The sequence below is a fragment of the Carnimonas nigrificans ATCC BAA-78 genome, from assembly GCF_000526695.1.
GTDB classification, from domain to species: Bacteria; Pseudomonadota; Gammaproteobacteria; order Pseudomonadales; family Halomonadaceae; genus Carnimonas; species Carnimonas nigrificans.
Map to the genome: position 1 here is coordinate 446,770 of NZ_JAGO01000011.1, position 22,342 is coordinate 469,111.

The 22,342-nt window shown below is 56.8% G+C and carries 19 protein-coding genes and 3 tRNA genes; 12 read left to right on the forward strand and 10 right to left on the reverse strand.

The genetic code is table 11. The features are described 5' to 3' along the window. Positions 1 to 132: 132 nt before the first annotated feature. From acuI to L881_RS0105770, 7 genes are all read right to left on the reverse strand, one after another. Positions 133 to 1,119, reverse strand: a complete 987-nt coding sequence (gene acuI / locus L881_RS0105740) for an acrylyl-CoA reductase (NADPH) (protein WP_025732750.1) — start codon at positions 1,117 to 1,119, stop codon at positions 133 to 135. A gap of 133 nt (positions 1,120 to 1,252) precedes the next feature. Continuing rightward, complete coding sequence (gndA, locus tag L881_RS0105745; protein ID WP_025732751.1) at positions 1,253 to 2,671, reverse strand: NADP-dependent phosphogluconate dehydrogenase; 1,419 nt, start codon at positions 2,669 to 2,671, stop codon at positions 1,253 to 1,255. A 155-nt stretch (positions 2,672 to 2,826) separates the two neighbouring features. After that, positions 2,827 to 3,813: a 2-hydroxyacid dehydrogenase gene (locus L881_RS0105750; protein ID WP_025732752.1), complete on the reverse strand. Its 987-nt coding sequence runs from the start codon at positions 3,811 to 3,813 to the stop codon at positions 2,827 to 2,829. Positions 3,814 to 3,933: 120 nt separating this feature from the next. After that, complete coding sequence (locus tag L881_RS0105755) at positions 3,934 to 5,310, reverse strand: MFS transporter (protein WP_025732753.1); 1,377 nt, start codon at positions 5,308 to 5,310, stop codon at positions 3,934 to 3,936. Between the two features lie 286 nt (positions 5,311 to 5,596). Then, entirely contained in the window at positions 5,597 to 6,568 is a 972-nt protein-coding gene (locus L881_RS0105760; protein WP_025732754.1) for a sugar kinase, read from the reverse strand. A 55-nt stretch (positions 6,569 to 6,623) separates the two neighbouring features. Further along, positions 6,624 to 7,406, reverse strand: coding sequence for a sugar phosphate isomerase/epimerase family protein (locus L881_RS13385; protein WP_025732755.1), 783 nt, complete (start codon positions 7,404 to 7,406; stop codon positions 6,624 to 6,626). Between the two features lie 10 nt (positions 7,407 to 7,416). Further along, entirely contained in the window at positions 7,417 to 8,493 is a 1,077-nt protein-coding gene (locus L881_RS0105770) for a LacI family DNA-binding transcriptional regulator (RefSeq protein ID WP_025732756.1), read from the reverse strand. 497 nt (positions 8,494 to 8,990) lie between these two features. On the opposite strand from L881_RS0105770, the gene L881_RS0105780 reads away from it, so the two are divergent. Then, positions 8,991 to 9,923 carry a DNA/RNA non-specific endonuclease gene (locus L881_RS0105780; protein WP_051464802.1) on the forward strand — a complete coding sequence of 311 codons (933 nt, stop codon included), beginning with the start codon at positions 8,991 to 8,993 and terminating at the stop codon, positions 9,921 to 9,923. Between the two features lie 250 nt (positions 9,924 to 10,173). After that, positions 10,174 to 11,022: an EamA family transporter gene (locus L881_RS0105785; protein WP_084055414.1), complete on the forward strand. Its 849-nt coding sequence runs from the start codon at positions 10,174 to 10,176 to the stop codon at positions 11,020 to 11,022. A 339-nt stretch (positions 11,023 to 11,361) separates the two neighbouring features. Here L881_RS0105785 and L881_RS0105790 read toward each other — a convergent pair. The 3 genes from L881_RS0105790 to L881_RS0105800 all read right to left on the reverse strand — a co-directional run bounded on the left by L881_RS0105790 (position 11,362) and on the right by L881_RS0105800 (position 11,708). Beyond that, positions 11,362 to 11,448: transfer RNA gene (locus L881_RS0105790), tRNA-Leu, on the reverse strand. A gap of 40 nt (positions 11,449 to 11,488) precedes the next feature. Next, positions 11,489 to 11,575 (reverse strand) — tRNA-Leu (locus tag L881_RS0105795). 46 nt (positions 11,576 to 11,621) lie between these two features. Then, positions 11,622 to 11,708, reverse strand: a tRNA-Leu gene (locus L881_RS0105800). A 551-nt stretch (positions 11,709 to 12,259) separates the two neighbouring features. On the opposite strand from L881_RS0105800, the gene rnr reads away from it, so the two are divergent. The 10 genes from rnr (at position 12,260) to hemH (ending at position 21,837) form a co-directional block, all read left to right on the forward strand. Continuing rightward, positions 12,260 to 14,869, forward strand: coding sequence for a ribonuclease R (rnr, locus tag L881_RS0105805; RefSeq protein WP_025732759.1), 2,610 nt, complete (start codon positions 12,260 to 12,262; stop codon positions 14,867 to 14,869). Beyond that, positions 14,869 to 15,705 (forward strand): 23S rRNA (guanosine(2251)-2'-O)-methyltransferase RlmB, encoded by an 837-nt coding sequence (gene rlmB / locus L881_RS0105810; RefSeq protein ID WP_051464803.1) that lies wholly within the window; start codon positions 14,869 to 14,871, stop codon positions 15,703 to 15,705. Before rnr ends, rlmB begins: the two co-directional genes overlap by 1 nt. 225 nt (positions 15,706 to 15,930) lie before the next feature. Further along, positions 15,931 to 16,359 (forward strand): 30S ribosomal protein S6, encoded by a 429-nt coding sequence (gene rpsF, locus L881_RS0105815; RefSeq protein ID WP_025732761.1) that lies wholly within the window; start codon positions 15,931 to 15,933, stop codon positions 16,357 to 16,359. A 22-nt stretch (positions 16,360 to 16,381) separates the two neighbouring features. Continuing rightward, complete coding sequence (gene rpsR, locus L881_RS0105820; protein WP_025732762.1) at positions 16,382 to 16,609, forward strand: 30S ribosomal protein S18; 228 nt, start codon at positions 16,382 to 16,384, stop codon at positions 16,607 to 16,609. Between the two features lie 15 nt (positions 16,610 to 16,624). Beyond that, positions 16,625 to 17,479, forward strand: coding sequence for a hypothetical protein (locus tag L881_RS0105825; RefSeq protein ID WP_025732763.1), 855 nt, complete (start codon positions 16,625 to 16,627; stop codon positions 17,477 to 17,479). 12 nt (positions 17,480 to 17,491) lie between these two features. Continuing rightward, complete coding sequence (rplI, locus tag L881_RS0105830) at positions 17,492 to 17,938, forward strand: 50S ribosomal protein L9 (protein ID WP_025732764.1); 447 nt, start codon at positions 17,492 to 17,494, stop codon at positions 17,936 to 17,938. A 244-nt stretch (positions 17,939 to 18,182) separates the two neighbouring features. Further along, on the forward strand, positions 18,183 to 19,571 hold the full coding sequence (gene dnaB, locus L881_RS0105835) for a replicative DNA helicase (protein WP_025732765.1): 1,389 nt from the start codon (positions 18,183 to 18,185) through the stop codon (positions 19,569 to 19,571). A 43-nt stretch (positions 19,572 to 19,614) separates the two neighbouring features. Next, complete coding sequence (locus L881_RS0105840) at positions 19,615 to 19,911, forward strand: hypothetical protein (protein ID WP_025732766.1); 297 nt, start codon at positions 19,615 to 19,617, stop codon at positions 19,909 to 19,911. 375 nt (positions 19,912 to 20,286) lie between these two features. Next, positions 20,287 to 20,550: a DUF6482 family protein gene (locus L881_RS0105845; protein ID WP_025732767.1), complete on the forward strand. Its 264-nt coding sequence runs from the start codon at positions 20,287 to 20,289 to the stop codon at positions 20,548 to 20,550. A 294-nt stretch (positions 20,551 to 20,844) separates the two neighbouring features. Further along, positions 20,845 to 21,837: a ferrochelatase gene (gene hemH, locus L881_RS0105850; RefSeq protein WP_025732768.1), complete on the forward strand. Its 993-nt coding sequence runs from the start codon at positions 20,845 to 20,847 to the stop codon at positions 21,835 to 21,837. Positions 21,838 to 22,342 lie beyond the last annotated feature (505 nt).

Below are 22,342 nucleotides of genomic sequence, written 5' to 3' on the forward strand. Positions count from 1 at the left end.
TCTCTGCCTTCAGTGAGCGGGCCGCTTGGCGATACATGCCTTCCACCCGTGCCAGCGGTTGGGCGCATTCAGTAGATTGAAAAAATAAGGCGGCGACCTCTATATGCAGGTTTGCCGCCTTCTTTCTTTTATTCAACGATTAACGTCAACCACGAGACGGCCCCGTACCTTGCCTGCCAGCAGCTCTTCGGCGGCACCGATGGCTTCAGGAAGGGCGATGGTGCGAGTCAATCGGTCCAGCTGCTCAAGGTCGATATCGTGGGCCAGGCGCTGCCACGCGTTGTCGCGCTCACTGGCAGGGCGCGTCACGCTGTTGATGCCGCATAGCGTGATACCGCGCAAAATAAACGGCGCCACCGAGGCGGGAAAGTCCATGCCCTGAGCAAGACCGCAGCAGGCGACAGCGCCATTTTCCTGCGTATGGGCACACACGTTGGCGAGCGTGTGGCTGCCAACGCTATCAATGGCCCCTGCCCAGCGTGCCTTACCCAAGGGAGGCGCAGCCTGATTCAGCTCATTTCTATCCATCACCTCGCTTGCCCCCAGCGCCAGCAGGGCATCACGCTGCCCCATTCGTCCTGTCGCGGCAATCACCCGGTAACCCGCCTTTTTCAGCAGCATGATGGCGATAGTGCCGACGCCACCATTCGCGCCGGTCACCAGTATGGGGCCGCTTTCCGGTGTTACCCCATGGCGCTCCAGAGCCTGAACGCACAGCATCGCGGTGTAGCCTGCGGTGCCCAGCGCCATGGCGGTGTGGGTGCTCATTCCTTGCGGCAGCGGCGTCAGCCAGTGGGCATCCACCCGTGCCTGCTGAGCCAGCCCGCCCCAGTACTTCTCGCCGACGTTCCAGCCATTCAGCAGCACCCGATCACCGGGTGAATAGTTGGGGGAGCGGCTTTCCCGTACCACGCCAGCCAGATCAATGCCCGGCACCATGGGGAATTCCCGCACGATCTTGCCTTTGCCCGTAAGTGCCAGCGCGTCCTTGTAGTTGAGCGTGCTCCACTCCACGTCGATCCACACCTCACGGTCGGGTAGTTGAGCTTCCTCCAACTGCTCAAGCTGGGCGTGGGTAGCGTGATTTTCATCCTGAGTCAGATAAATGGCCTGAAACATGGCGAACTCCTGCGCCGATGGCTTGCAGCCACCATAAAGGGCGCGAAAAAGATGGCGAATGTAGAAACTGATACGACAACGCCCGCGACCCTAGAGGGGGCGCGGGCGTTCTATGACAAGCGAAGCGGGCCGCTTAGTCGTCTTTCAGCCACTCGGTATGGAAGGTGCCTTCCTTGTCGAGACGCTGATAAGTGTGAGCGCCGAAGAAGTCGCGCTGTGCCTGAATCAGGTTAGCGGGCAGCTTCTCGGAGCGATAGCTGTCGAAGTAAGCGATCGCAGAGGAGAAGGTCGGCGTCGGAATGCCCTGCTGGACAGCGTAGGCAACCACGTCACGCAGCGCTTGCTGATATTCATCCGCGATGCCCTTGAAGTAAGGTGCCAGCAGCAGGTTGTCGAGCTGCGGATCTTCTTCGTAGGCGTCGGTGATCTTCTGCAGGAAGCCTGCACGAATGATGCAGCCAGCACGGAAGATCTTGGCGATTTCGCCATAGTTGAGATCCCAGCCGTAGGACTCGGAAGCCGACTTGTACTGCGAGAAGCCCTGCGCGTAGGAGACGATCTTGCTCAGATAGAGCGCACGGCGGATTTTCTCGATGAACTCGGCACGGTCGCCGTCGAAGGGCTTGGGCGTGGGGCCGGTCAGCACTTTCGCGGCCTTGACGCGCTGATCCTTGAGCGCCGAGATAAAGCGAGCGAACACGGATTCAGTAATCAGCGGCAGCGGCACACCGAAATCGAGCGCGCTTTTGCTGGTCCATTTGCCGGTGCCTTTCTGGCCTGCCGAGTCGAGGATGACATCAACCACATCCTGATCGGAATCCTTGTCCTTCTTGGTGAAGACCTTGGCGGTAATGTCGATCAGGTAGCTGTCGAGTTCGCCCTGGTTCCACTCAGAGAAGACGTCGGCCAGCTCACGGTTAGAGAGACCCAGGGTGCCTTTGAGCAGCGAGTAGGATTCAGCGATAAGCTGCATGTCACCGTATTCGATGCCGTTGTGTACCATTTTAACGTAGTGGCCTGCACCATCTGGGCCAACATAGGTAACACAAGGATCGCCATCGGGCGCCTTGGCGGCAATCTTCTCAAGGATAGGCGCTACCAGCTCATACGCTTCCTTCTGACCGCCAGGCATGATGGACGGGCCTTTCAATGCACCTTCTTCACCGCCGGAAACACCGGTACCGATGAAGTTGAACCCTTCATCGGAAAGCTCTTTGTTACGACGAATGGTATCGGTGTAAAGGGTGTTGCCGCCGTCGATCAGAATGTCGCCCTTGTCGAGGTGCGGCTTCAGGGATTCGATGGTTTTGTCAGTGGCTTCACCCGCCTGAACCATCAGCAGAATACGGCGCGGTTTTTCCAGCGAATCGACAAATTCTTCGATGGTATAGCTGGGCACTAGTTTTTTGTCAGAATGTTCTGCAATCACTTCATCGGTCTTGCCGCGCGAGCGGTTGAAGATCGACACGGTGTAGCCGCGGCTTTCAATATTCAGGGCAAGGTTCTTGCCCATGACGGCCATACCGATAACGCCAATTTCCTGCTTGGACATGCTAGATGCTCCGTTGTTTGACAGCTAATCCACCACTGGGGTCGAGAGGTGCTTGCCGAGCAAGTAGATACACGCGCCGAGACGCTTATATCTCACCACCGCATATGGTTTGGATCTTTATATCATTCCGTGCTTATACAATCGAGGTATCAGCACTACTCGTTGCCAATTTGTTTCCAGTTGTAGGGGCACTGCGGACGTTCGCCTGACAACGCGGCAATCAGGTTATCGACCGCAAGCTCTGCCATTGCGTAGCGAGTGGCTTCAGTTGCCGAGCCAAGGTGCGGCAGCGCCACGACGTTATCGAGCTGTGCCAACGGGCTATCGGCGGAGAGAGGCTCCTTGGCGAAAACATCAAGACCCGCTGCCTTGATGGTGCCGTTTTCGAGGGCCGCAATCAGTGCTGGCTCATCGACTACGCCGCCGCGTCCAATATTGATGAAGACAGTCTCCTTGCCCATCATTTCAAACGCTTCGGCATTGAACATGTTCGCAGTCTGTTCGGAATAGGGCAGCGTGGTGCAGACGAAGTCGGACTCCTTGAGCAGCTCCTCGAAGGAGCGGTACTCGACGCCAATTTCCTCTTCGTAACCCTGATGCTGCGAACGGTTGTGATAAAGCACGTTCATGTTGAAGCCGAAGCGGGCACGACGCGCGATAGCGGCACCAATGCGGCCCATGCCGACAATGCCCAGCGTCGCGTGATGCACATCCTTGCCGAAACGTTCCGGGGTGAGGCTTTTTTGCCACTGACCGTCACGCACCCAGTTCGCCAGCTCGACCACACGACGGGCGGACGCCAGAATCAGGGCGAAACCTGCATCAGCCACGGTTTCGGTAAGGGCATCTGGCGTGTTGCAGAGCAGAATGCCGCGCTGATTAAGTGCTTCAACGTCGTAGTTATCGACACCGGCGGAGACGCTGGAGACCACTTTGAGCTGCGGTGCCTTGTCAATCAGCTCAGCACCGAACTTGAGGCTGGAGCCGATCACGCCATCCGCCGTTGCCAGCGCTTCAATGAATTTCGGATCGTCAGCCGGTGTTTTGGTGTGAGTGAAATCGAGAAGTTCTGCGTGCTGCTCGATACGCTCTTTGAGCTTGGGGTCAAGCGGATGATTGAAGGAGATAACCGTTGGCTTCATCGGAGTAACCTCGAAGGTTGGGAGAAGATGTTGCCAAAGCGCGCCGTATCAAGCGCGCTCTGACAGAACAAGGTAGCTGGATGCCATGTCCATTTACTGTAGAGCGCTGCGAGGCGCTACTCAATGGGCATCGTCTTCGCTGTTCAGGTCACGGTTCAGCGATTCAGGCATGCGCCATGCGGTAATAACCGTAATCAGGGTCAGCAGCGACAGGTAAGTGGCAATGGGAATCCATGCGTAGATGCGCGTTTCGGGATTTCCGCCTAGTACCCATTCGGTAGCGCCCATTAGCAGTGCGCCGACCAGCGGAGCGATGCCGCCTGCAATCACGGCAGAAATTTCACGTGAAATCGACACACCGAGGTAGCGGTAGCGCGAACCGAACAGCTCCGGCAACAGCGCTCCCTGAGCACCAAACATGCCCCAGGTACCGATGCCCAGTGCAATGGTAATGGCGATGATGGTGCTGATCAGCTCACCCTGGCTAAGCACATACCAGACCGGGAAAGAGACCACGAGCTGGAAGACGGCAAAGAAGCGGTAAACAGCGCGTCGGCCGTAGATGTCGCTGGCCTTGCCCGCTACCAGTACAGTGACGACGCCGACAGAAGCAGCAACCACCAGTGTCAGGGCACCGACCGGGCCTCTCAGACCGACGACTCCGGCAATGTAGCTGATAGCCAGCGCCTGGTAGATGGAGGAGCCACCGTTTTCCGCCATGCGCAGCCCGATGCCGGTCAGGATGGATTTCTTGGAGCACGCCAGTGACTCTTTCAGGGTGCTTTTGGGCCTTTTGTTTTCCGCAGAAAGTTTCTCGAAGGTCGGAGATTCTTTCATGTGCAGACGCATATAGAGGGCAACACCCACAATAGCGGCACTGCAAAGGAACGGAATACGCCACAGCCAGGTATCAGCGATGTCCTCAACGCCATAGAGCATCAGGAAATAGACCAGCGCCGCCAGAATGGTGCCGCCCTGTACGCCAACAAAGGGCAGTGAGGCGAAGAATCCACGCCGGTTGCGCGGCGCGCTTTCGGTCATCATCACCGCTGCGCCAGCCTGTTCGGCACCGGCACCCAGGCCCTGGCCGATACGCAGTATCACCAGCAGGATCGGCGCGAGATAGCCAACGCTATGGAAGGTAGGCAGCAGGCCGATCAGCGTACTGGAAACCCCCATCAGCAGTACCGTGATGGTCAGTACCGCCTTCCTGCCGATTCTGTCGCCCAGTGCGCCGAACACCACACCCCCGATCGGGCGTACCGCAAAGCCCAGGAAGTAGGTGCCAAAGCTGAGGATCAGCTGCATGGCGATACTTGAGGAAGGGAAGAACAGCGGCCCGAAGATCAGTGCCGAGGCAAGGCTGTAAAGCGCGAAATCATAGTATTCCAGCGCGCTGCCCAGAGAGAGTGCCCACGCCGAACGGGTCAGGTGGGTGGTATCCACTTCGGAAGTCGTTGCCTTGTGAGGGGCAACATCACTTGGTGCTATGGCCATGAGATACTTCTCCTGCCGCACAATGGCTATCGCACTGATGGTGGCGTTAGTCCATTGAGCGGTATTGGTCGTCCATCATTGAAGAACTGACAATTGTCTGCTCTGTGGGTAGAACGCCTCTGATCCAACGGGAGGCGGTCGGTGGCGAGTACGCTGCCTTGCAGCGTCAGGCCAGGCGTTACCTGAATGTCAAATGCTCGACCGCGCCAGCAGCGCTGACGGTGCGACTTCATTGCTTGGGTGATGTGGTTGAGCGATGAAGTCGAACGATCAGTAGAGCTACCGCTTATTGGTCGATTTCTGCCAGATCCTTGCGGAAGGGCAGTCCTGCGTTGTCCCCTGCGACCTGTACCTGTCTGGCGCCAATCCAGGCGCCGCGCATCACGGCCTGTTCGGGCGTTAGCCCCTCAAGACGTGCGCTGATGAACCCCACTGCGAAACCGTCGCCTGCGCCCACGGTATCGACGACTCGGGTGACGGAGCAGCAGGGCTGCTCAAAACGTGTGCCGCTGCTGTTTTTGTAAAATGCCCCTTTGCTACCGAGCTTGATCGCCACCTCACTGACGCCCCGTTCGAGGTAGAAGTCAGCGATGCCTTCGGCATCGGCGCGTCCGGTAAGTATTTCGCCTTCTTCCAGACCGGGCAGTACCCAGTCCGCCTGACAGGCAAGGGCGTTGATCTCCTCGACCATGGTGGCCTGATTGGGCCACAGGGCAGGGCGCAGATTGGTGTCGAATGAAATACTGCGGCCAGCGTCACGCATGCGCTTGACAGCGGCGTGGCTCAGCTCACGGGCCGTGGCACTCAGGGCCGGCGGAATGCCGGTGCAGTGCAGATGGCGGCTGGTAGTGAGGGTGGGGGTAAGATCATCCGCGCACATCCGGCTGGCGGCGCTGCCGCTGCGGAAGTACTCCACTTCAGGATCACCGCCATCGTTGCGGCGCGCCTTGATTTGCCAGCCCGTTAACGCCTCTTCGTCAACCTTGACCTGGCTGCAATCAATGCCTTCCGACTTCAGCGTATTGAGGATGAAACGCCCGAGGCTGTCGTTGCCTACCCGCGAGTACCACAGTACGCCGAAGCCCAGGCGCGACAGACCCGCGGCGACATTGCTGTCGGCACCGGCAATGCTGCGCTCAAAACGCTGTACGCTTTCAAGCGGTCCCTCTTCCAGGGCAGCGAACATCGCCATGCTTTCACCGAAACCTACGACATCAAAGTCGAATTTGGCGTTGTTGTTAGCATCAGAACTGCTCATGAAAACGATTCCTTTTCCCGGTACAGTGGGATATTGCGTCATTACGGTAGCGTGATTAGAGATGGCTCAAACGAGTCACCCAGGAGGCGGAGTTGCTGATGAGCTGGTGGCTGTCATGGTCATGGCGGTCATCCCCCGCAAGCGGAAATTCGATGCTGCGCTTGACGTGACGAGGGAACGCTTTCCACATGGTGGACCAATCGACCAGCTCGCTGGGGCTGGGCGGTGCGGCATGAAGCTGATTGCCTTCCCGACGCACGCCTTTGCAGTGAACATAAATGACGTCGCGGCCCAGCTCATGAGCGGCATCAATGGCGTTCACGCCAACGTACTGCCAGTTGCCGATGTCGAAGGTGAAACCGGCCTTGATACCTGCCTGCTTGAAGGCTTCCAACGCGGCGCTGAGTGCTTCAGGCGTGCCGCCTTCGCTGGTTTGATCATTTTCCAGCGCCACAGTGAGCTGACTGCCTTCGAGCCATTCAGCCAACTGCGCCAGGGTGGTGCGGCGTGTCTCTTCGGAAGGAAGTGCGCCGATGGCTACCTTGATCAGGCTCGCTTTCAGCTTTTTGGCATCTTCGATGGCTGCGTGCAGTCGGTCATTGAGGTGCTCGCCCAGCCACAGCAGATCTGTGCTGGAGTAGTGGCACTCCAGACCAAGTTCGGCAATCTTCTCGCCCAGGGTCTCCAGCGGCTGATCGTGCTCGCTCAAAAGTTCCTGGCGGATCTCGATGCCGGTAGCGCCGGCTTCTGCTGCAATATGGGCGCACTGTGCCTGGCCATGGGCGGTGGCATAGTGGGCGCCATAGGACGATGCGCAGATAAAGAGAGGTGATGACATAGAAGGTTCCTTATTTACCCTGCGCGACTGACGCGCGTTGACGGGTAACAGTGTGCTCGCCTGCACCGGTTTGAGTGGAGCGGCGTATATGTAGTGTTGCGGGAAATGAGTATGACTGCGCCGCAGGCGATGCTTCGTGCAGCTGTCGGTAAAGTGTTGTAGCAGCGCGCTCGCCGATCTGATCGGCAGGCTGGGCAATCGTGGTGATTCCGCCGGCAACAAGCGGGGACCACGCCTCTTCATCAAAGGTGATAAATCCGGTTTTACCGATACCTTCGATCTTGTCGAGCACGCGCAGGGTTTTTAGCGCTACCTTGGCGTTACTGCACATGACGCATGGCGCGTGATGCTGCTCCAGTAGCCGAGTCAATGCCTCAATGAGGGTGGCTTCCGCGTTTTCGTCGCTCAGTTCAAGCTGCTCGCCGCTGAGGGTGTGCTGATGCTGTAGCTGATCGTCAAATGCGCGCGCACGTGCTTCGCGAGAGCTGAATCCGCCCAGCGGCTGTGTGATATAGAGCAGATGGTGAAAGCCCTGCTGACGAACGTGTTCGATGCCCAATGCCATGGCCTGCGCATTATCCAGTGAAATGCACGGCAGCTCGGCACCTTCGATGGTGCGGTCAATCAGTACCATCGGCGCATGATCCCGCTGTAGTGATCCCAGCGTGTCGCCAAGGCCGCTGGAGGTGTGCAGGATGATTCCCTCGACGTTATAGCTTTGCAGAACCTGTAGATGGTTGGCTTCCAGCTCAGGGTCACTGTCGGTGTTGCAGACCACCAGCGTGTAACCGCGCTGGTAGAACGCATTCTCGATGCTGCGCATGATCTGGACGGTATAGGGGGTCGTGATGTCGGTGACGACCATGCCAATCAAGCGGGTACGGCGTCCGCGCAGGCTGCTGGCGATACGGTCGGGCTTGAAATTCAGTCGCTCGATGGATTGCGCAATACGCTTTTGCATCGGTTCGGAAAGCAGCCGTCTGCCTTCGCCCAGATAGCGAGAGACGCTGGTTTTCGATACCCCTGCATCCTTGGCTACTTGCAGAATGGTAGCGCGCTTGGGAGCGTAGGCTGAGATATAAGCCATGACCGACAATGACCTTTTCCATGAAGTAGAAGCCGCTGAGCAGTGTGAAAACGATTTCATTTCACTGCTCGCAACCTGTTGTGTAGCTTGAGGCCACTTTAGTGACATGTTCGTGTCACCGAAATTCGACTAAGTGATAAGCCTGCTCTTCCAGACCCAAAAAGAGAGGGTAGCCTTCACCTATCGTCGTAAATGGCGGTTGCAGCAACAGCGTAAAAGCTGCCTGCATGAAGATATGGAATGCGCATTGCAGCGCCTGAAATCGCATTTTTTGCTGCTTCCCGGAGGCAACGCGCTTTTTTATTGATGTGTATTTATGTACAGTGTTCGAATATTGAAAGTGGGCGCTCTCCTTAAGGGCGTTTTCAGGTTGGGCATTTGATGAGCAGGCGGAAGATAGCGGTGTGTAGCAGGCGAGGATCGGCAGAGAAGTACCCCTCAATGGAGGCAGCGGCACTGCATATGGCAAGGGCGGTGCATTTATCCGTTAATCAGTCATGATCCGGTGGGTATTACAGCGACTGGTCAGGGTAGTGCCACCGCCATTGGCGTGGCTGGTGCGCCGCGCGAAGAAAAGCCCATGGGCGCTGCTGGTGCTGTGCGTTGTGGGAGTCATCTGGTACGTGGGCGAGCTGAAAAGCCGCACCACCATGAGCTGGCAGGGTGTACCTGTCGCCAGCCAATGGCAGGACTGGCGCAGTTTTCATCGTGTGCTGCGTAACGACAACTACCTGGTGGGGTGGTCAGATATTCGCATGACGCCGCTGTGGGTGGAGTATCAGTTGAAGGCGACCAACCCGCGGTATCATTTGAAGCGGCCTGCCGGTTTTCATCGTGACTGGCGTTCGGGGTTGCCTCTGACCAGCGATGTGTACAGCGCGAGCGGCTATGACCGCGGCCATATGGCGCCGAACTACGCGATGGCCAGTCTTTATGGCAAGCAAGCGCAGCAGCAAACCTTTCTGATGACGAACGTGGCACCGCAAAGCCCTGCGCTTAATCGCAAGCTGTGGCAGCGGCTTGAATCGGCGGTCATGGATAAAATGCTGCCGCGGTTTGGCTCCCTCTGGGTGATTACCGGGCCTGTGTATACCCAGAACTGGCAGTGGCTGCGTTCATGCCGCGAGTCTTTTACTCATATGCCCTCGCTGCCGGTGTGTGTGTCGATTCCCCAATCCTTCTACAAGATTGTGGTCGCGCCGGGGCAGCATGGTGAGCCGGCCAAGGCATTGGCTTTTCTGATGCCGCAGCACGTAAAGGGCAATGAGCCGCTGGACAAGTATCTCGTGCCGATTGCCACCATTGAGCGGCTGACCGGCCTGCGCTTTTTCAGTGAACTACCCGCGGCACAGCAGCAGCGCCTGAAGCAGCAGGTTGACACCCATGGCTGGGAACTGGAGCGCTATGCGCGGCTTCCCGCGCGCTATTAACGGTTGGGATTTTCCGGTTGGGCTGGCATTGCCCTCATGATAGGCTTCTTCGCTGTCGCCATGGCGACAGTGACAGGATTTTACATGCCCAACGCATCTGTCAGGTGCTGTCGGGATTCATCAGAACGCCGCGCATTGTCGGTGCCGCTTCATAGCGACACTGAGATGCGCTGCGTTTCTTTGGCTATGGGGGAGTGTGGTGGCTGCGTCTCGTTCTTTTCTTGCTCCAGTGTTGTTGCTATTGGTCGCCATGACTTCTGTGCAGTCTGGGGCATCGCTTGCCAAGACGCTGTTTCCCGATCTGGGGGCGCTGGGAGTATCGGTGCTGCGTTTGTGCTTTGCCGCCATCATGCTGGTGATCGTGATGCGCCCCTGGCGCGGCGGTTGGCCCGAAGGCAGTAAAGGGCGTGCGCTGCTGATGTATGGCGTGGCGCTGGGCGGCATGAACATGCTGTTCTATCAGGCGCTTGAGACCATCCCGCTAGGGGTTGCGGTAGCCCTTGAGTTTACCGGCCCGCTGACAGTCGCCTTGCTGGGATCGCGCCGCGTGCTTGATCTGGTATGGATAGCGCTGGCGGTGTTCGGTCTCTATCTGCTTCTTCCCGTAGGTGAGATTGGCGGTGATATGGACCCGCGGGGTATTGCCTATGCGCTGGGAGCAGGGGCATGCTGGGGCTTTTATATCATCTGGGGACGCAAGGCAGGTGCCCGTCATGGCCGCCATACCGTAGCGCTGGGCACTGTAGTGGCGGGGCTTGTGGCGCTACCGATTGGCGTGGTCAATCTGGGCGCGGATCTTATCGTGCCGCACCTTTGGCCCCTTGCTGCCGTCGTCGCGCTGCTTTCTACTGCACTTCCTTATAGCCTTGAAATGATTGCACTGCGCCGGATGCCTGCGCGTCTTTTCAGTATGCTGATGAGTCTGGAGCCGGCGGTGGGGGCGCTGTCGGGGCTGGTGTTCCTGCATGAGCAGCTAAGTATTGTGCAGTATCTGGCCATCGCTGCCATTATTGTTGCTGCCGGTGGCGCAGCCAAGACGGCGGGTACTGCTGCGCGTAGCCGTGTATCGAAGCAGCGGGATCAGTCAGGTACCGATTAGTATCTATCCGACGACACGCACGAACGGCCGCTGCTTCATATGCCATGGAGCAGCGGCCGTTCTTTGTTTGGGGCAGCCTGAGGGCTAGTCGGATAGCTGAAAGAAGTGTAGAGATACAGCATGGTTGAGAGCGCAGGGAGATGCTTGCACGCAATCGAGTAAATAGAGGGGGCAACAGGAATACGGTTCGCTGAACTTATCCTGATAAAGGGTGATAAGGGGGGAATGAAAGGGAGGTTGCGTTAACAGCCGATAAAAAGAGGTGTTGCAGAAGAAAGCAGTGTTGCAGAGGAAGGGAGTATCAGAGAGATATTGAAGAGAATATCAGAAGGGTATTAATGGTGCCCAGGAGAGGACTTGAACCTCCACGACCTTGCGGTCACTAGCACCTGAAGCTAGCGCGTCTACCAATTCCGCCACCTGGGCCTGTGTACTGCGTTCATCAAGAAGTGCAGTAACAACATGCTGGTGCCCGGAAGAGGACTTGAACCTCCACGACCTTGCGGTCACTAGCACCTGAAGCTAGCGCGTCTACCAATTCCGCCATCCGGGCAATTTGTGTCTTGTCGCTTGCAGCTCGCGTGTACTGATGCACCAAGTGGTGCCCAGAAGAGGACTTGAACCTCCACGACCTTGCGGTCACTAGCACCTGAAGCTAGCGCGTCTACCAATTCCGCCATCTGGGCGAGTTGCCATTCACTTGCGCGTTGGAGCGTGAGTGAAAGTGCGAACCAAGTGGCGGCAAATAATACCGGTTTTTTTGTTCAGCGCAATAGGTGGCGCAATAAAAAATCCAGGAAACATCTGCTTATAGCGCTCCGACCCTGTTTTTCTCTCTCATAAAGCAGACGCTGATGGCAGAAAGGGCGCGCCGGCCTTCGCTGTTTCCCTTCCTGCGTGCGCTTTATTTCCCTAGCGGGAAGGGGACAGTTATACTCACCGCTATGGTTAACACGTCCACTATGATAGAGAGCAGCTCCTGCCTCTTTAAACACACGCTTTTCAAGCATCGCACTCCCACATCCTGCGATAGTCGCGGCACTGGCACCTATTGCTCGATCTTGCCGCACCAGGCAGTGACGCTGCGCCCGCGCAAGGGGCGCTCCACGAATGCCTGCAAAGGTCATCGCGTTACGCGCGGTAGCAGTGGTCGAGACGCGCTCGCTGGAAGCGTACTGACGACGCCTTTTTTCTTTTTGAATAGCTTACTATCACCTTTTATCCCGGGGATTTGCCCATGACATCCTGGACCCTGAGCGAAGACCCCAATGCCGCTCGAGAGTCAAGTAACTACGAAAACCCTGTGCCCAGCCGCGAATATCTGCAACAGCGGCTGGCCGAGCACAAGGCGCCTTTGACTCATGAAGAAATGAGTGACCTGCTGGGCCTTGTGGAAGAGGAGCCGCGTGAGGCGGTGCGCCGCCGCATGATCGCAATGGCCCGCGATGGTCAGGTGCTGAAGACCGCTCAGGGTGCCTATGCGTCGATTGATCCTTCCGAACTTATCGAGGGGCGGGTGATCGGCCATCGGGACGGCATCGGCTTTCTGGCACGCAAGGATGGCGAGAAGCCCGACCTGGTACTGCCGCCGCGCCAAATGCGCCGCGTCTTTAACGGTGATGTGGTGGTAGCGCGTATCAGCGGGCGTGACCGGCGCGGTCGTCCCGAGGGCACCATTGTCGATGTGCTGGAGGCGCGTACCCAGACATTGACCGGCATTTTCCGTGACCAGGCCACTCATGAAGAGGGCTTTGCTGCTCTGGTGCCGGAAAACTCCCGTATTCCCAATGAAGTCCTGATTGCGCCCGAAGAGATCGGCGGTGCAAGAGATGGGCAGGTGGTATCGGTTGAGATTACCCAGCAGCCCACTCTCAAGCAGCGTCCACAGGGCAAAGTGGTTGAGGTGCTGGGCGAGCGCATGGACCCCGGCATGGAGATCGAGATCGCCATTCGTGATCACGATATTCCGGATAAATTCCCCGAGGAAGTGGTAGAGCAGCTCCAGAACTTCTCTGCTGAAGTGCGTGAAGAAGACAAGCATGGCCGCGTTGATATCCGTGACCTTCCTCTGGTGACCATCGACGGTGAGGATGCCAAGGATTTCGATGACGCTGTACATGCGTATCGCACCAAAACGGGCGGCTGGAAGCTGCTGGTAGCGATTGCTGACGTGTCGTACTACGTCGGGATTGATAGCCCGATGGATGTGGAAGGGCGCAATCGCGGCAATTCGGTCTACTTCCCCGGTCAGGTAGTGCCGATGCTGCCGGAGCTGCTCTCCAATGGGCTGTGCTCCATCAATCCGGAAGTGGATCGCCTGTGTCTGGTGTGTGAAATGAATATCACCGCCAACGGCGCGATCAGCCGCTATACCTTCTATGAAGGGCTGATGCGCTCCCATGCACGTCTTACCTACACCAAGGTAGGCGAGATACTTGAGCACCCCGAAAGTGAAGAGGGCCGTCAGCTTCGTGAGCAGTACAAGGCGCTGTTGCCTGCGCTGGAAGATCTGCACGGTTTGTATGGCACCCTGCGCGAAGCGCGTACCAAGCGAGGGGCGATTGATTTCGAAACCACGGAAACGCAGATCGTCTTCAATGACCAGCGCAAGATCGAGAAGATTGTGCCGCGTTCGCGCAATGTGGCGCACAAGATTATCGAGGAGTGCATGCTGGCTGCCAACGTGGCAACCGCGCGCTTCCTTGAAAAGCACAAGCTGCCGGCCCTGTTCCGTATTCACCAGCGGCCTTCCGGTGATCGCCTGCAAACCCTGCGTGCCTTTATCGGTGAGCTGGGGCTAAGTCTGGGCGGCGGTGAAGAGCCTACGCCCAAGGATTATCAGGCCCTGCGTGATGCGATTGCCGACCGTCCTGACGCTGACATTATCCAGACGGTAATGCTGCGCAGCATGACGCAAGCGGTCTATTCGCCTGCCAATGAAGGTCACTTCGGGCTGGCCTATGCCGCCTATGCGCACTTTACCTCGCCTATCCGTCGCTATCCTGACCTATTGGTGCACCGCGCCATTCGTTCGGTGATTCGCAGCGGTGAAGCGTCCAGTGAAGTGGCTCGCGTAGCCGATACCCCGGTCGAGAAACGTCAGCAGTGGTGCCCTTATACCGATGCACAGATGGTTGAGCTGGGCGAGCACTGTTCAATGACCGAGCGGCGCGCCGACGAGGCGACCCGTGATGTCGAGGATTGGCTCAAGTGCGAATTCATGGCGGACAAGGTGGGAGAAGTGCTGCCGGGCCACATCGCTTCGGTGACCCAGTTCGGTATCTTTGTACGCCTCGACGACTATTTCGTAGAAGGACTGGTGCATATCAGTTCGCTGCCCTCCGACTACTACCAGTATCAGGCTGAACGCCATCAGCTCAAGGGGGATCGTACCGGTACTACCTATCGCCTGGGCGGTAGCGTAGTGGTGCAGATCGCTCGTGTTGATCTTGATGACCGCAAGATTGATTTCATGATTGCGGAGGATGGCTCGATGGCCAGCAAGGCACCGAGGCGTGAAACGCGCACCCAGCAAGCCGAGCAGGAAGGTCGTGCCGATAAGGGCAACAAAAGGCGCAAGCGTCGCCCGCAGCGGCGTGATCGTCGTAAGCCGCGTCAGGCTGAAGGTGATGGGCAGACGAATGCCAGCGAAGCAGGTGGTGCTGATGTGCCGCCGTGGGATGAGCGCAAGGAGAGTACGCGCAGGCCGCGCAAGCGTTCGGTGAATGGTGCTTCACAGGAAGCCGCCGATGCTGCCGGTGACAAGGCCCGTGGCGGCGCTGCCGATACCCCCAGGGATGCAGCGCCTCATGCGGCCTCCCAGGAAGGCTCCAGGGATAAAGACTGATGGCGCGACGTGGTGAAACAAAAGGGCGCCGCCCCGCAGCGGCGGGAAACCGGCGTCCACGTAGCGCTCCTTCATCTTCCCCCCAGGGCGATACGGTTTATGGCATTCACAGCGTAGAGGCGGTGCTGGCCTCGCGACATGCACCGGCACCGTTCGCACTCTGGGTGCAAGAGGGAGCCGCCGAGCGCAGGCTCGCTCAACTGGTGGCGTTGGCGGAGCAGCGCGGAACGCCTGTAACCCAGGTGACTCGTGAGGTGCTTGATCAAAGCAGCGCCAACGGCAATCATCAGGGGGTAGTGGCGTTCTGTCCTGCCCTGCAAGCGCAGGCCGAGCAGTCACTGCTGTGGCGGCTGGAATCGTGGAATGAGCCGACCGCACCACTATTGCTGGTGCTGGATGGGGTAACTGATCCGCACAATTTTGGTGCCTGTTTGCGCAATGTCGATGCCGCAGGCGGGCACGGCGTGATTGTCGCCAAGCATCGCGCTGCACCGCTCAACGGCACGGTACGCAAGATCGCTTCCGGCGCGGCAGAGTCAGTACCGGTATATCAGGTCACCAATCTGGCGCGTACTCTCGATGCGCTGCGTGAGCAGGGCGTTTGGGTGTATGGCACCGCAGGTGAAGCGCAGCAGACGCTTTTCGATGTCGATTTGCGCGGCCCTGCGGCTCTGGTGATGGGAGCGGAAGGCAGTGGCATGCGTCGTCTGACCCGTGAACATTGCGATCAGCTGGTCAAGCTCCCCATGGCGGGGCAGGTATCGAGCCTTAATGTGTCCGTGGCAGCGGGCATTAGCCTGTTCGAATCGGTACGCCAGCGCGTCAGTAGCCAATAGACGGGTCTTTCTCTACGCCGCGCTTGTGATCCAGCGTCTCAATCTCTAGAATACACTGCCCCGATAGCTGTACCCCTTCATGTGGATGCAGCCATCAGGGCGATCCCGGGTACCTGACAGGTACCTATTTTAGTGTCCAGCGCTACCGCTGTGACTCACTCCTTGCTTTTTAGTCAGTCGGTTATCACCACTGCTGAAGAAGCTGTTAAACCGAAAGGAGATATCATGCGTCATTACGAAATCGTCTTCATGGTCCACCCTGACCAGAGCGAACAGGTTCCGGCGATGATCGAACGCTACACCAATCTCGTTACCGAGAACGGTGGTACTGTTCATCGTCTGGAAGATTGGGGCCGTCGTCACCTGGCTTACCCGATCAACAAGATTCATAAAGCGCACTACGTGCTGATGAATGTCGAAACCACCTCCGAGGTGATCGCTGAGCTGGAAAACATCTTCCGCTTTAACGATGCCGTTATTCGTAACCTGGTCGTGCGCGCTCAGGAAGCGGTAACCGAAGCTTCTCCGATCTCGAAAACTGCCGATGAACGCGGTGGTCGCCGTCGTGATCGTGAAGAAAGCAAAAACAGCAACGACAGCGATACCAGCCGCGGTGAAGAAAACGCCGAAGCTGAAGACGCTACTGCTGAATAATCATCGTTTGGAGGATTGATCCATGGCACGCTTTTTCCGTCGCCGCAAGTTCTGCCGTTTCACCGCTGAAGGCGTGAAGCAGATCGACTACAAGGACATCGACACACTGAAGTCCTACATCACCGAGACCGGCAAGATTGTACCTAGCCGCATCACCGGTACTCGCGCTCGTTACCAGCGTCAGCTGGCAACCGCTATCAAGCGTGCGCGTTACCTGGCGCTGCTGCCGTACACCGACAGCCACCAGTAAGTTTCGACCCAACCCATGCTGACAGGCTTCGTAAACTGGCTATTGGCAAAGCGCTTTCATGCTATGGCGGTGGCGCTGATTGCCAGTATTCTACCCTGGGGCTTCTGGCTGTCAGGTGCGGTGGCTTCGCTGTGGATATTGCGCAAGGGCCCGGCCCCTGCGCTGCCCGTGACGGCAGCGGCGGTAGTACCTTCGCTGTTATGGGCAATTCAAAGTGATGTCATGCCGCTGTGCGGGCTGGTATTGATCATTGTGATGTCGCTATTGCTGCGCGTTACCGTGAGCTGGAGCAGGGCGCTGATTGGCACGTCGGTAGTGGCTGCACTACTGATCCAAAGCGGCCTTTTGATTCCGCCTCACGCTGATCAACTGCTGGCGCAGATGCAGCGTCAGTCGCCCGAAGTAAAGGCGATGCTGGCATCCTATGCCGAGCAAGGTCTGAACGCGCAAGCGCTGGGTGTTCTGGTCATGGGCGTGCTCAGTGGGCTGGTGCTGCTGGTTGTTGCGTTTGGCGTAACGCTGTTGGCACGCTACTGGCAGGCACGGCTGTTCAACCCTGGCGGCCTGCGCGAAGAGTTCCTGAAGCTTCGGCTTAAGCCGGTGGAGCTGCTGATTATCTTCGGCATTGCGTTGCTTGGCATGGCGCTCGGTATCTTTTCCACCATGGTGGTGGTGTGGCTACCGCTGATGGCAGCAGGTATCGCCCTGGTGCATGGGGTGGTCGATCTGAAAGGAATTAATGGGCTGTGGGCAGCCATCATCGACATTCTGGTGCTGGTAGCCTGGCCTGTAACGTTGATAGTGCTGTTGCTGGCCTTGATCGACTCTTTCGCGAATATCCGCGGTCGATTGGCAAGCAACAAACATTAAGAGGTCTACGAGATGGAAGTCATTCTGCTCGATAACTTTGGCAAGTTGGGCGAACTCGGTGACAAGGTTACCGTCAAGCCTGGCTACGGTCGTAACTACCTGGTGCCTTACGGTCTCGCCGTACCGGCCAGCCGTGAAAACGTTGAAGCATTTGAAGCTCGTCGTGCCGAGCTTGAAGCGGAAGCTGCGCTGCGTCGCGCTGAAGCTGAAAGCCGTGCTACACAGCTGGCAGACATTGAGCTGTCGCTGGTAGCGAAGGCTGGCGATGAAGGCAAACTGTTCGGTTCCATCGGTCCGCGTGACCTGGCCGAAGCGATTGCCCAGGCGGGTATCGACGTCGCTAAAAGTGAAGTTCGCATGCCGGAAGGCCCTATTCGCAATACCGGCGAATATGATGTCGAACTGCGCCTGCACGCTGACGTAGAAGCGCTTGTTCGCGTTGTAGTTACTGCTGAATAATTTTTAGCAGGGCTATGCTCAAGGGACGCACCTTTCGGGGGGCGTCCCTTTTGTTTGCAGGGCGCGGGGTGATTTTTCATCCCCCTTGTCGCTTTGTAAATCTGTCATGTCGGCGGTTTCTCGTGCAGAAATAGCCGGCTATTTCCCGTGAAGAGCGGGGGCGATTCAGGCAAAATAGACGCATTGATCGTCACTGCGATCCAGACATAGCGGGGGAGCCTGGCCTTGGTTATCGGGAATTTTTATGAGTGAAGCAAACGTGCGCGATCGTGAAACAGATGCGCTAAAGATGCCTCCCCATTCGCTGGAAGCCGAGCAATCCGTACTGGGTGGACTGCTGCTGGATAACGCTGCCTGGGAAGTGGTATCGGAACGTCTGGTGCCGGATGACTTCTACCGCTACGAGCATCGCGCCATCTTTAATGCGGTCAAGCAGCTACTCGATGAAAGTCATGTGGTCGATGTTATTACCCTCTCCGAAGCGCTGGAGCTGCGCGATCAGCTTGAGCAGGTGGGCGGGTTGGCCTATTTGGCCGAACTGGCGCGCAATACGCCTTCAGCGAGTAATATTCGCGCTTATGCTGATATCGTGCGCGAACGTGCCACACTTAGAAAGCTGATTCAGGTCTCTAACCAGATTGCAGAAGGAGCATTTGCCCCTCAGGGTCGCCCTGCCGATGAGCTGGTCAACGAAGCCGAGCGCCTGATCTTCCAGATTTCCGAATCACGTCCCAAGTTCGGGGGGCCGCTGGGCATGAGCGGTCTGCTGAGCAAGGCTGTCGATAAAATCGACCAGCTTTTCAACATGAAGGGGCAGATGACCGGGCTTTCTACCGGTTTTCGTGACCTGGATGAAATGACTTCCGGCCTGCAACCGTCGGATCTTGTGATCGTGGCAGGGCGCCCGTCGATGGGTAAAACCACCTTTGCCATGAACCTGGTGGAGCATGCGGTGGTGAGCGGCGACGTGGCCGCGGTGGTCTTCTCCATGGAGATGCCCGCCGAGCAGTTGATGCTGCGTATGGTGTCGTCACTGGGCCGTATTGACCAGACCAAGGTGCGTACCGGTCAGCTTGAAGACGAAGACTGGCCGCGGCTCACCTCAGCGGTCAACCTGCTCAAGGATCGCAAGCTGTTTGTTGACGATACGCCGGCGCTCTCTCCTAACGAAATGCGCTCTCGGGTCAGGCGATTGGTGCGTGAGAATGGCCCGATTGGCATGATCATGATCGACTATCTACAGCTGATGCAGGTGCCCGGCATGTCTGAGAACCGTACAGCGGAAATCTCCGAGATATCACGCTCCTTGAAGGGGCTGGCAAAAGAGTTCAGTTGCCCGGTGGTGGCACTATCGCAGCTTAACCGCTCCCTTGAGCAGCGCCCCAACAAGCGTCCGGTAATGTCCGACTTGCGTGAATCGGGAGCGATCGAGCAGGATGCCGATTTGATCGCCTTTGTATACCGTGACGAGGTTTATAACCGCGATAACCCGGATAACAAGGGGCTGGCCGAGCTGGTCATCGGCAAGCAGCGTAATGGCCCCATTGGCACCGTTCATATGGCCTTCGTAGGCAAGTACACGCGGTTTGAAGATTTGGCGCCTGAAAGCTACGGTCAGTACGGCGACGAGTAGTTGAATAACGTTTTACTCAATGGCAACACATAGGTAGGAAGGTATGGCTGGAGGATTTCGACGCTCGGGACAACAGCGTCAGCCCAAACTTCAGGGCAAGGGCACACTTGAGAAGATGGAGCGTGAAGGGCCGTTTAAAGAGTGGCTGGGTATGCCTGATCTTTATCGCCATACGCTGGTGATTGATGGCGACACCTATACCTACCAGGTCGAGGACGCAGAGCTGCCGTTTGCGCCGGGGGACAAGGTGGTATTCCGCTACAAGGAAGTGAAAAGCGGCAAGTGGATCGACCGCAACTCTCTGGGTACCTGGATCGACCCCAGCACCTACAACCAGTAAGTGAGCGATGCCAGTAGTGGCAAACGCACGGCTGCTCAAGTGTATGTGCACGATTCGTGGCGACGTGTTTTATCAAGCCTTCACATCCATGATGCGGGGGCTTGATTGCGAGTGCTGCTTCGATGTTAAGGTGGGGTGTTCATTCATTGAATGAAAGCGGCAGGTGCGCACGCACTTGGCAAAGGCCGGTAGCAGCCTTGAGTATGAGCTTCAGCGTCATTTTAATTTCATACTCCAATGCTATGTTCAATGGGAAGTACAAGTGACCGAGAGATAACGCTATCTCTCGCTATGGCGCTTGCCACCACGTATTTACCGCATTTTCAAACGGAGACGATGAAAACAGGTAAAAGTACATAAAAGGAGTGATCATCCATGGAAATCGAACAACTAAAGCAATATCCACCACTTGATGTAGAGCCAACCATCGTGACCTCTACCGGCTTGCATCTTTATCAAATCGAGCTAACGCATAACCGTTGCAACGTCGGCAGCTTGCGCAAGAAGGGCCGTCCGCTGATGTTCCGTTCACTCGATGGCGCCTCTCAGACGTTACGTACTCTCGGCTTCACGCGCGCCTGGCTGACCGAGCAAAACGAAGACCGCGTCCGGGACACCGCCACCTCTCTGCTACTCTAGCGATAGCTTTCTAAATCTGTAATGGAGCGGGCTACCGCTCTTGTTGAATTCCCTTCACGACTGTACCACCGTCAAACAACCATCGTTCGGTGAGTGCTTATTCCCGCTGGCTTTCACGATTTCAATACCGATAGCCTTTCTCAATATTAGCTGATAGAGAGCCATAGGCCGCGTCTTTCAACTGCGTGCTATATAATTGCGCCCCATCTATCAGCGAAGCCATCTCCCGCCGTTCTCGGTGGGGTGATAAGAGCGCTATCATGATCTCCTAATCCAGAGGCAAGAGGTGAAGCTATGTCACAACCGCGTTTTGGAGTGTTGCTGGTCAATCTAGGCACTCCCGACGAGCCTACGCGTCCTGCGGTGCGTCGTTACCTGGCTGAATTCCTCTCTGATCCGCGCGTGGTGGATGTAGCACGACCGCTATGGCTGCCGATTCTTTATGGAGCAGTCTTGCCCTTCCGGCCCAAAAAGGTGGCAGAAGCTTACCAGTCCATCTGGTTCAATGAAGGCTCTCCGCTGCTGGTGATTTCACGTCGTCAGCAGATCGCGCTTAAACGTGCGCTGTCGCAGCAGTTTGGCTTCGATGTGCCGGTTGAGCTGGGCATGACCTATGGCTACCCCAAAATGGAGGCAGCGCTCGCTTCATTACGGCGTCAGAAGGTTGAACGGGTGCTGGTGCTGCCGCTCTATCCCCAATATTCAAGCTCTACTACGGCATCGGTATTCGACCGTGTAGCGAAGGCACTGAAATCCGTTACTGATATTCCTGAGCTGCGCATGGTGCGCCGTTATTGCGATCATCCCGGTTATATAGAGGCGCTGGCGCATAGCGTGCGCGAGCACTGGAAGGAAAGAGGCCGCCAAGGGCATTTGGTCATGTCATTTCATGGCGTGCCCAAACGCTATGTAGAGCAGAAGGGCGACCCTTATTATGACGAGTGTGATCTTACCAGCCGCTCAGTTGCCAAAGCGCTGGAGCTGGATGACAGCGAATGGACCATGACCTTCCAGTCGCGTTTTGGCCGTGAGGAGTGGTTGAAGCCCTATACTGATGCCACTCTGGAAGAGTGGGGCAGGACAAAACGCCACGCAGCGCTGGATATCATGAGCCCAGCCTTTGCCGCCGATTGCCTAGAAACCCTTGAAGAGCTGGCCATTCAGAATCGTGAGGGCTATGAAGAGGCAGGCGGTGGTGAATACCGCTATATTCCTGCGCTGAACGATCGCGAGGATCATATTGCTGTGCTGGCCGATCTGGTGAAGCAAAACATCCAGGGCTGGTAGTCGCCACACATTTGTAACAACCTGAAGCCGCCGCGTGGAGCCTACTGCGCGGCGGCTTCTTCACGTCTGGTATGGCCTTTCCTGTCAGGCAAATAATCTCTGCACCCGAGCGTAAAGTGTTACTGGCTTGCAGGAGTGACGTGGATCCAGATGTGCCCTCAAGGCAAAAAATCGCTTGGTTGGCCCTGGCATAAACGTCATGCAGCTCAATGTGCGTAATGAGTAGCATTATTAATCCCTGATGCCGGTATTATCTCGGCGAACCACGTTAACGGGGAGTTTTAATACTTCCCTAATAATAGGAGGCGGAAAATTCGCGAATGATGTGGATTTAGTATTATTATTTTCCTTTATTTAAATATAACTGAATGTTTAATAAAGTTTTTTGTTAGACGAAAGTGTTGGTTATTAATCTTAATATTATCTTTGTTTTTAATGTTGAAAAAGCAATTAATTGGAACGTAATGCGCGATCTCATGCGCATTTATGCTTTTTTATCGCCAAA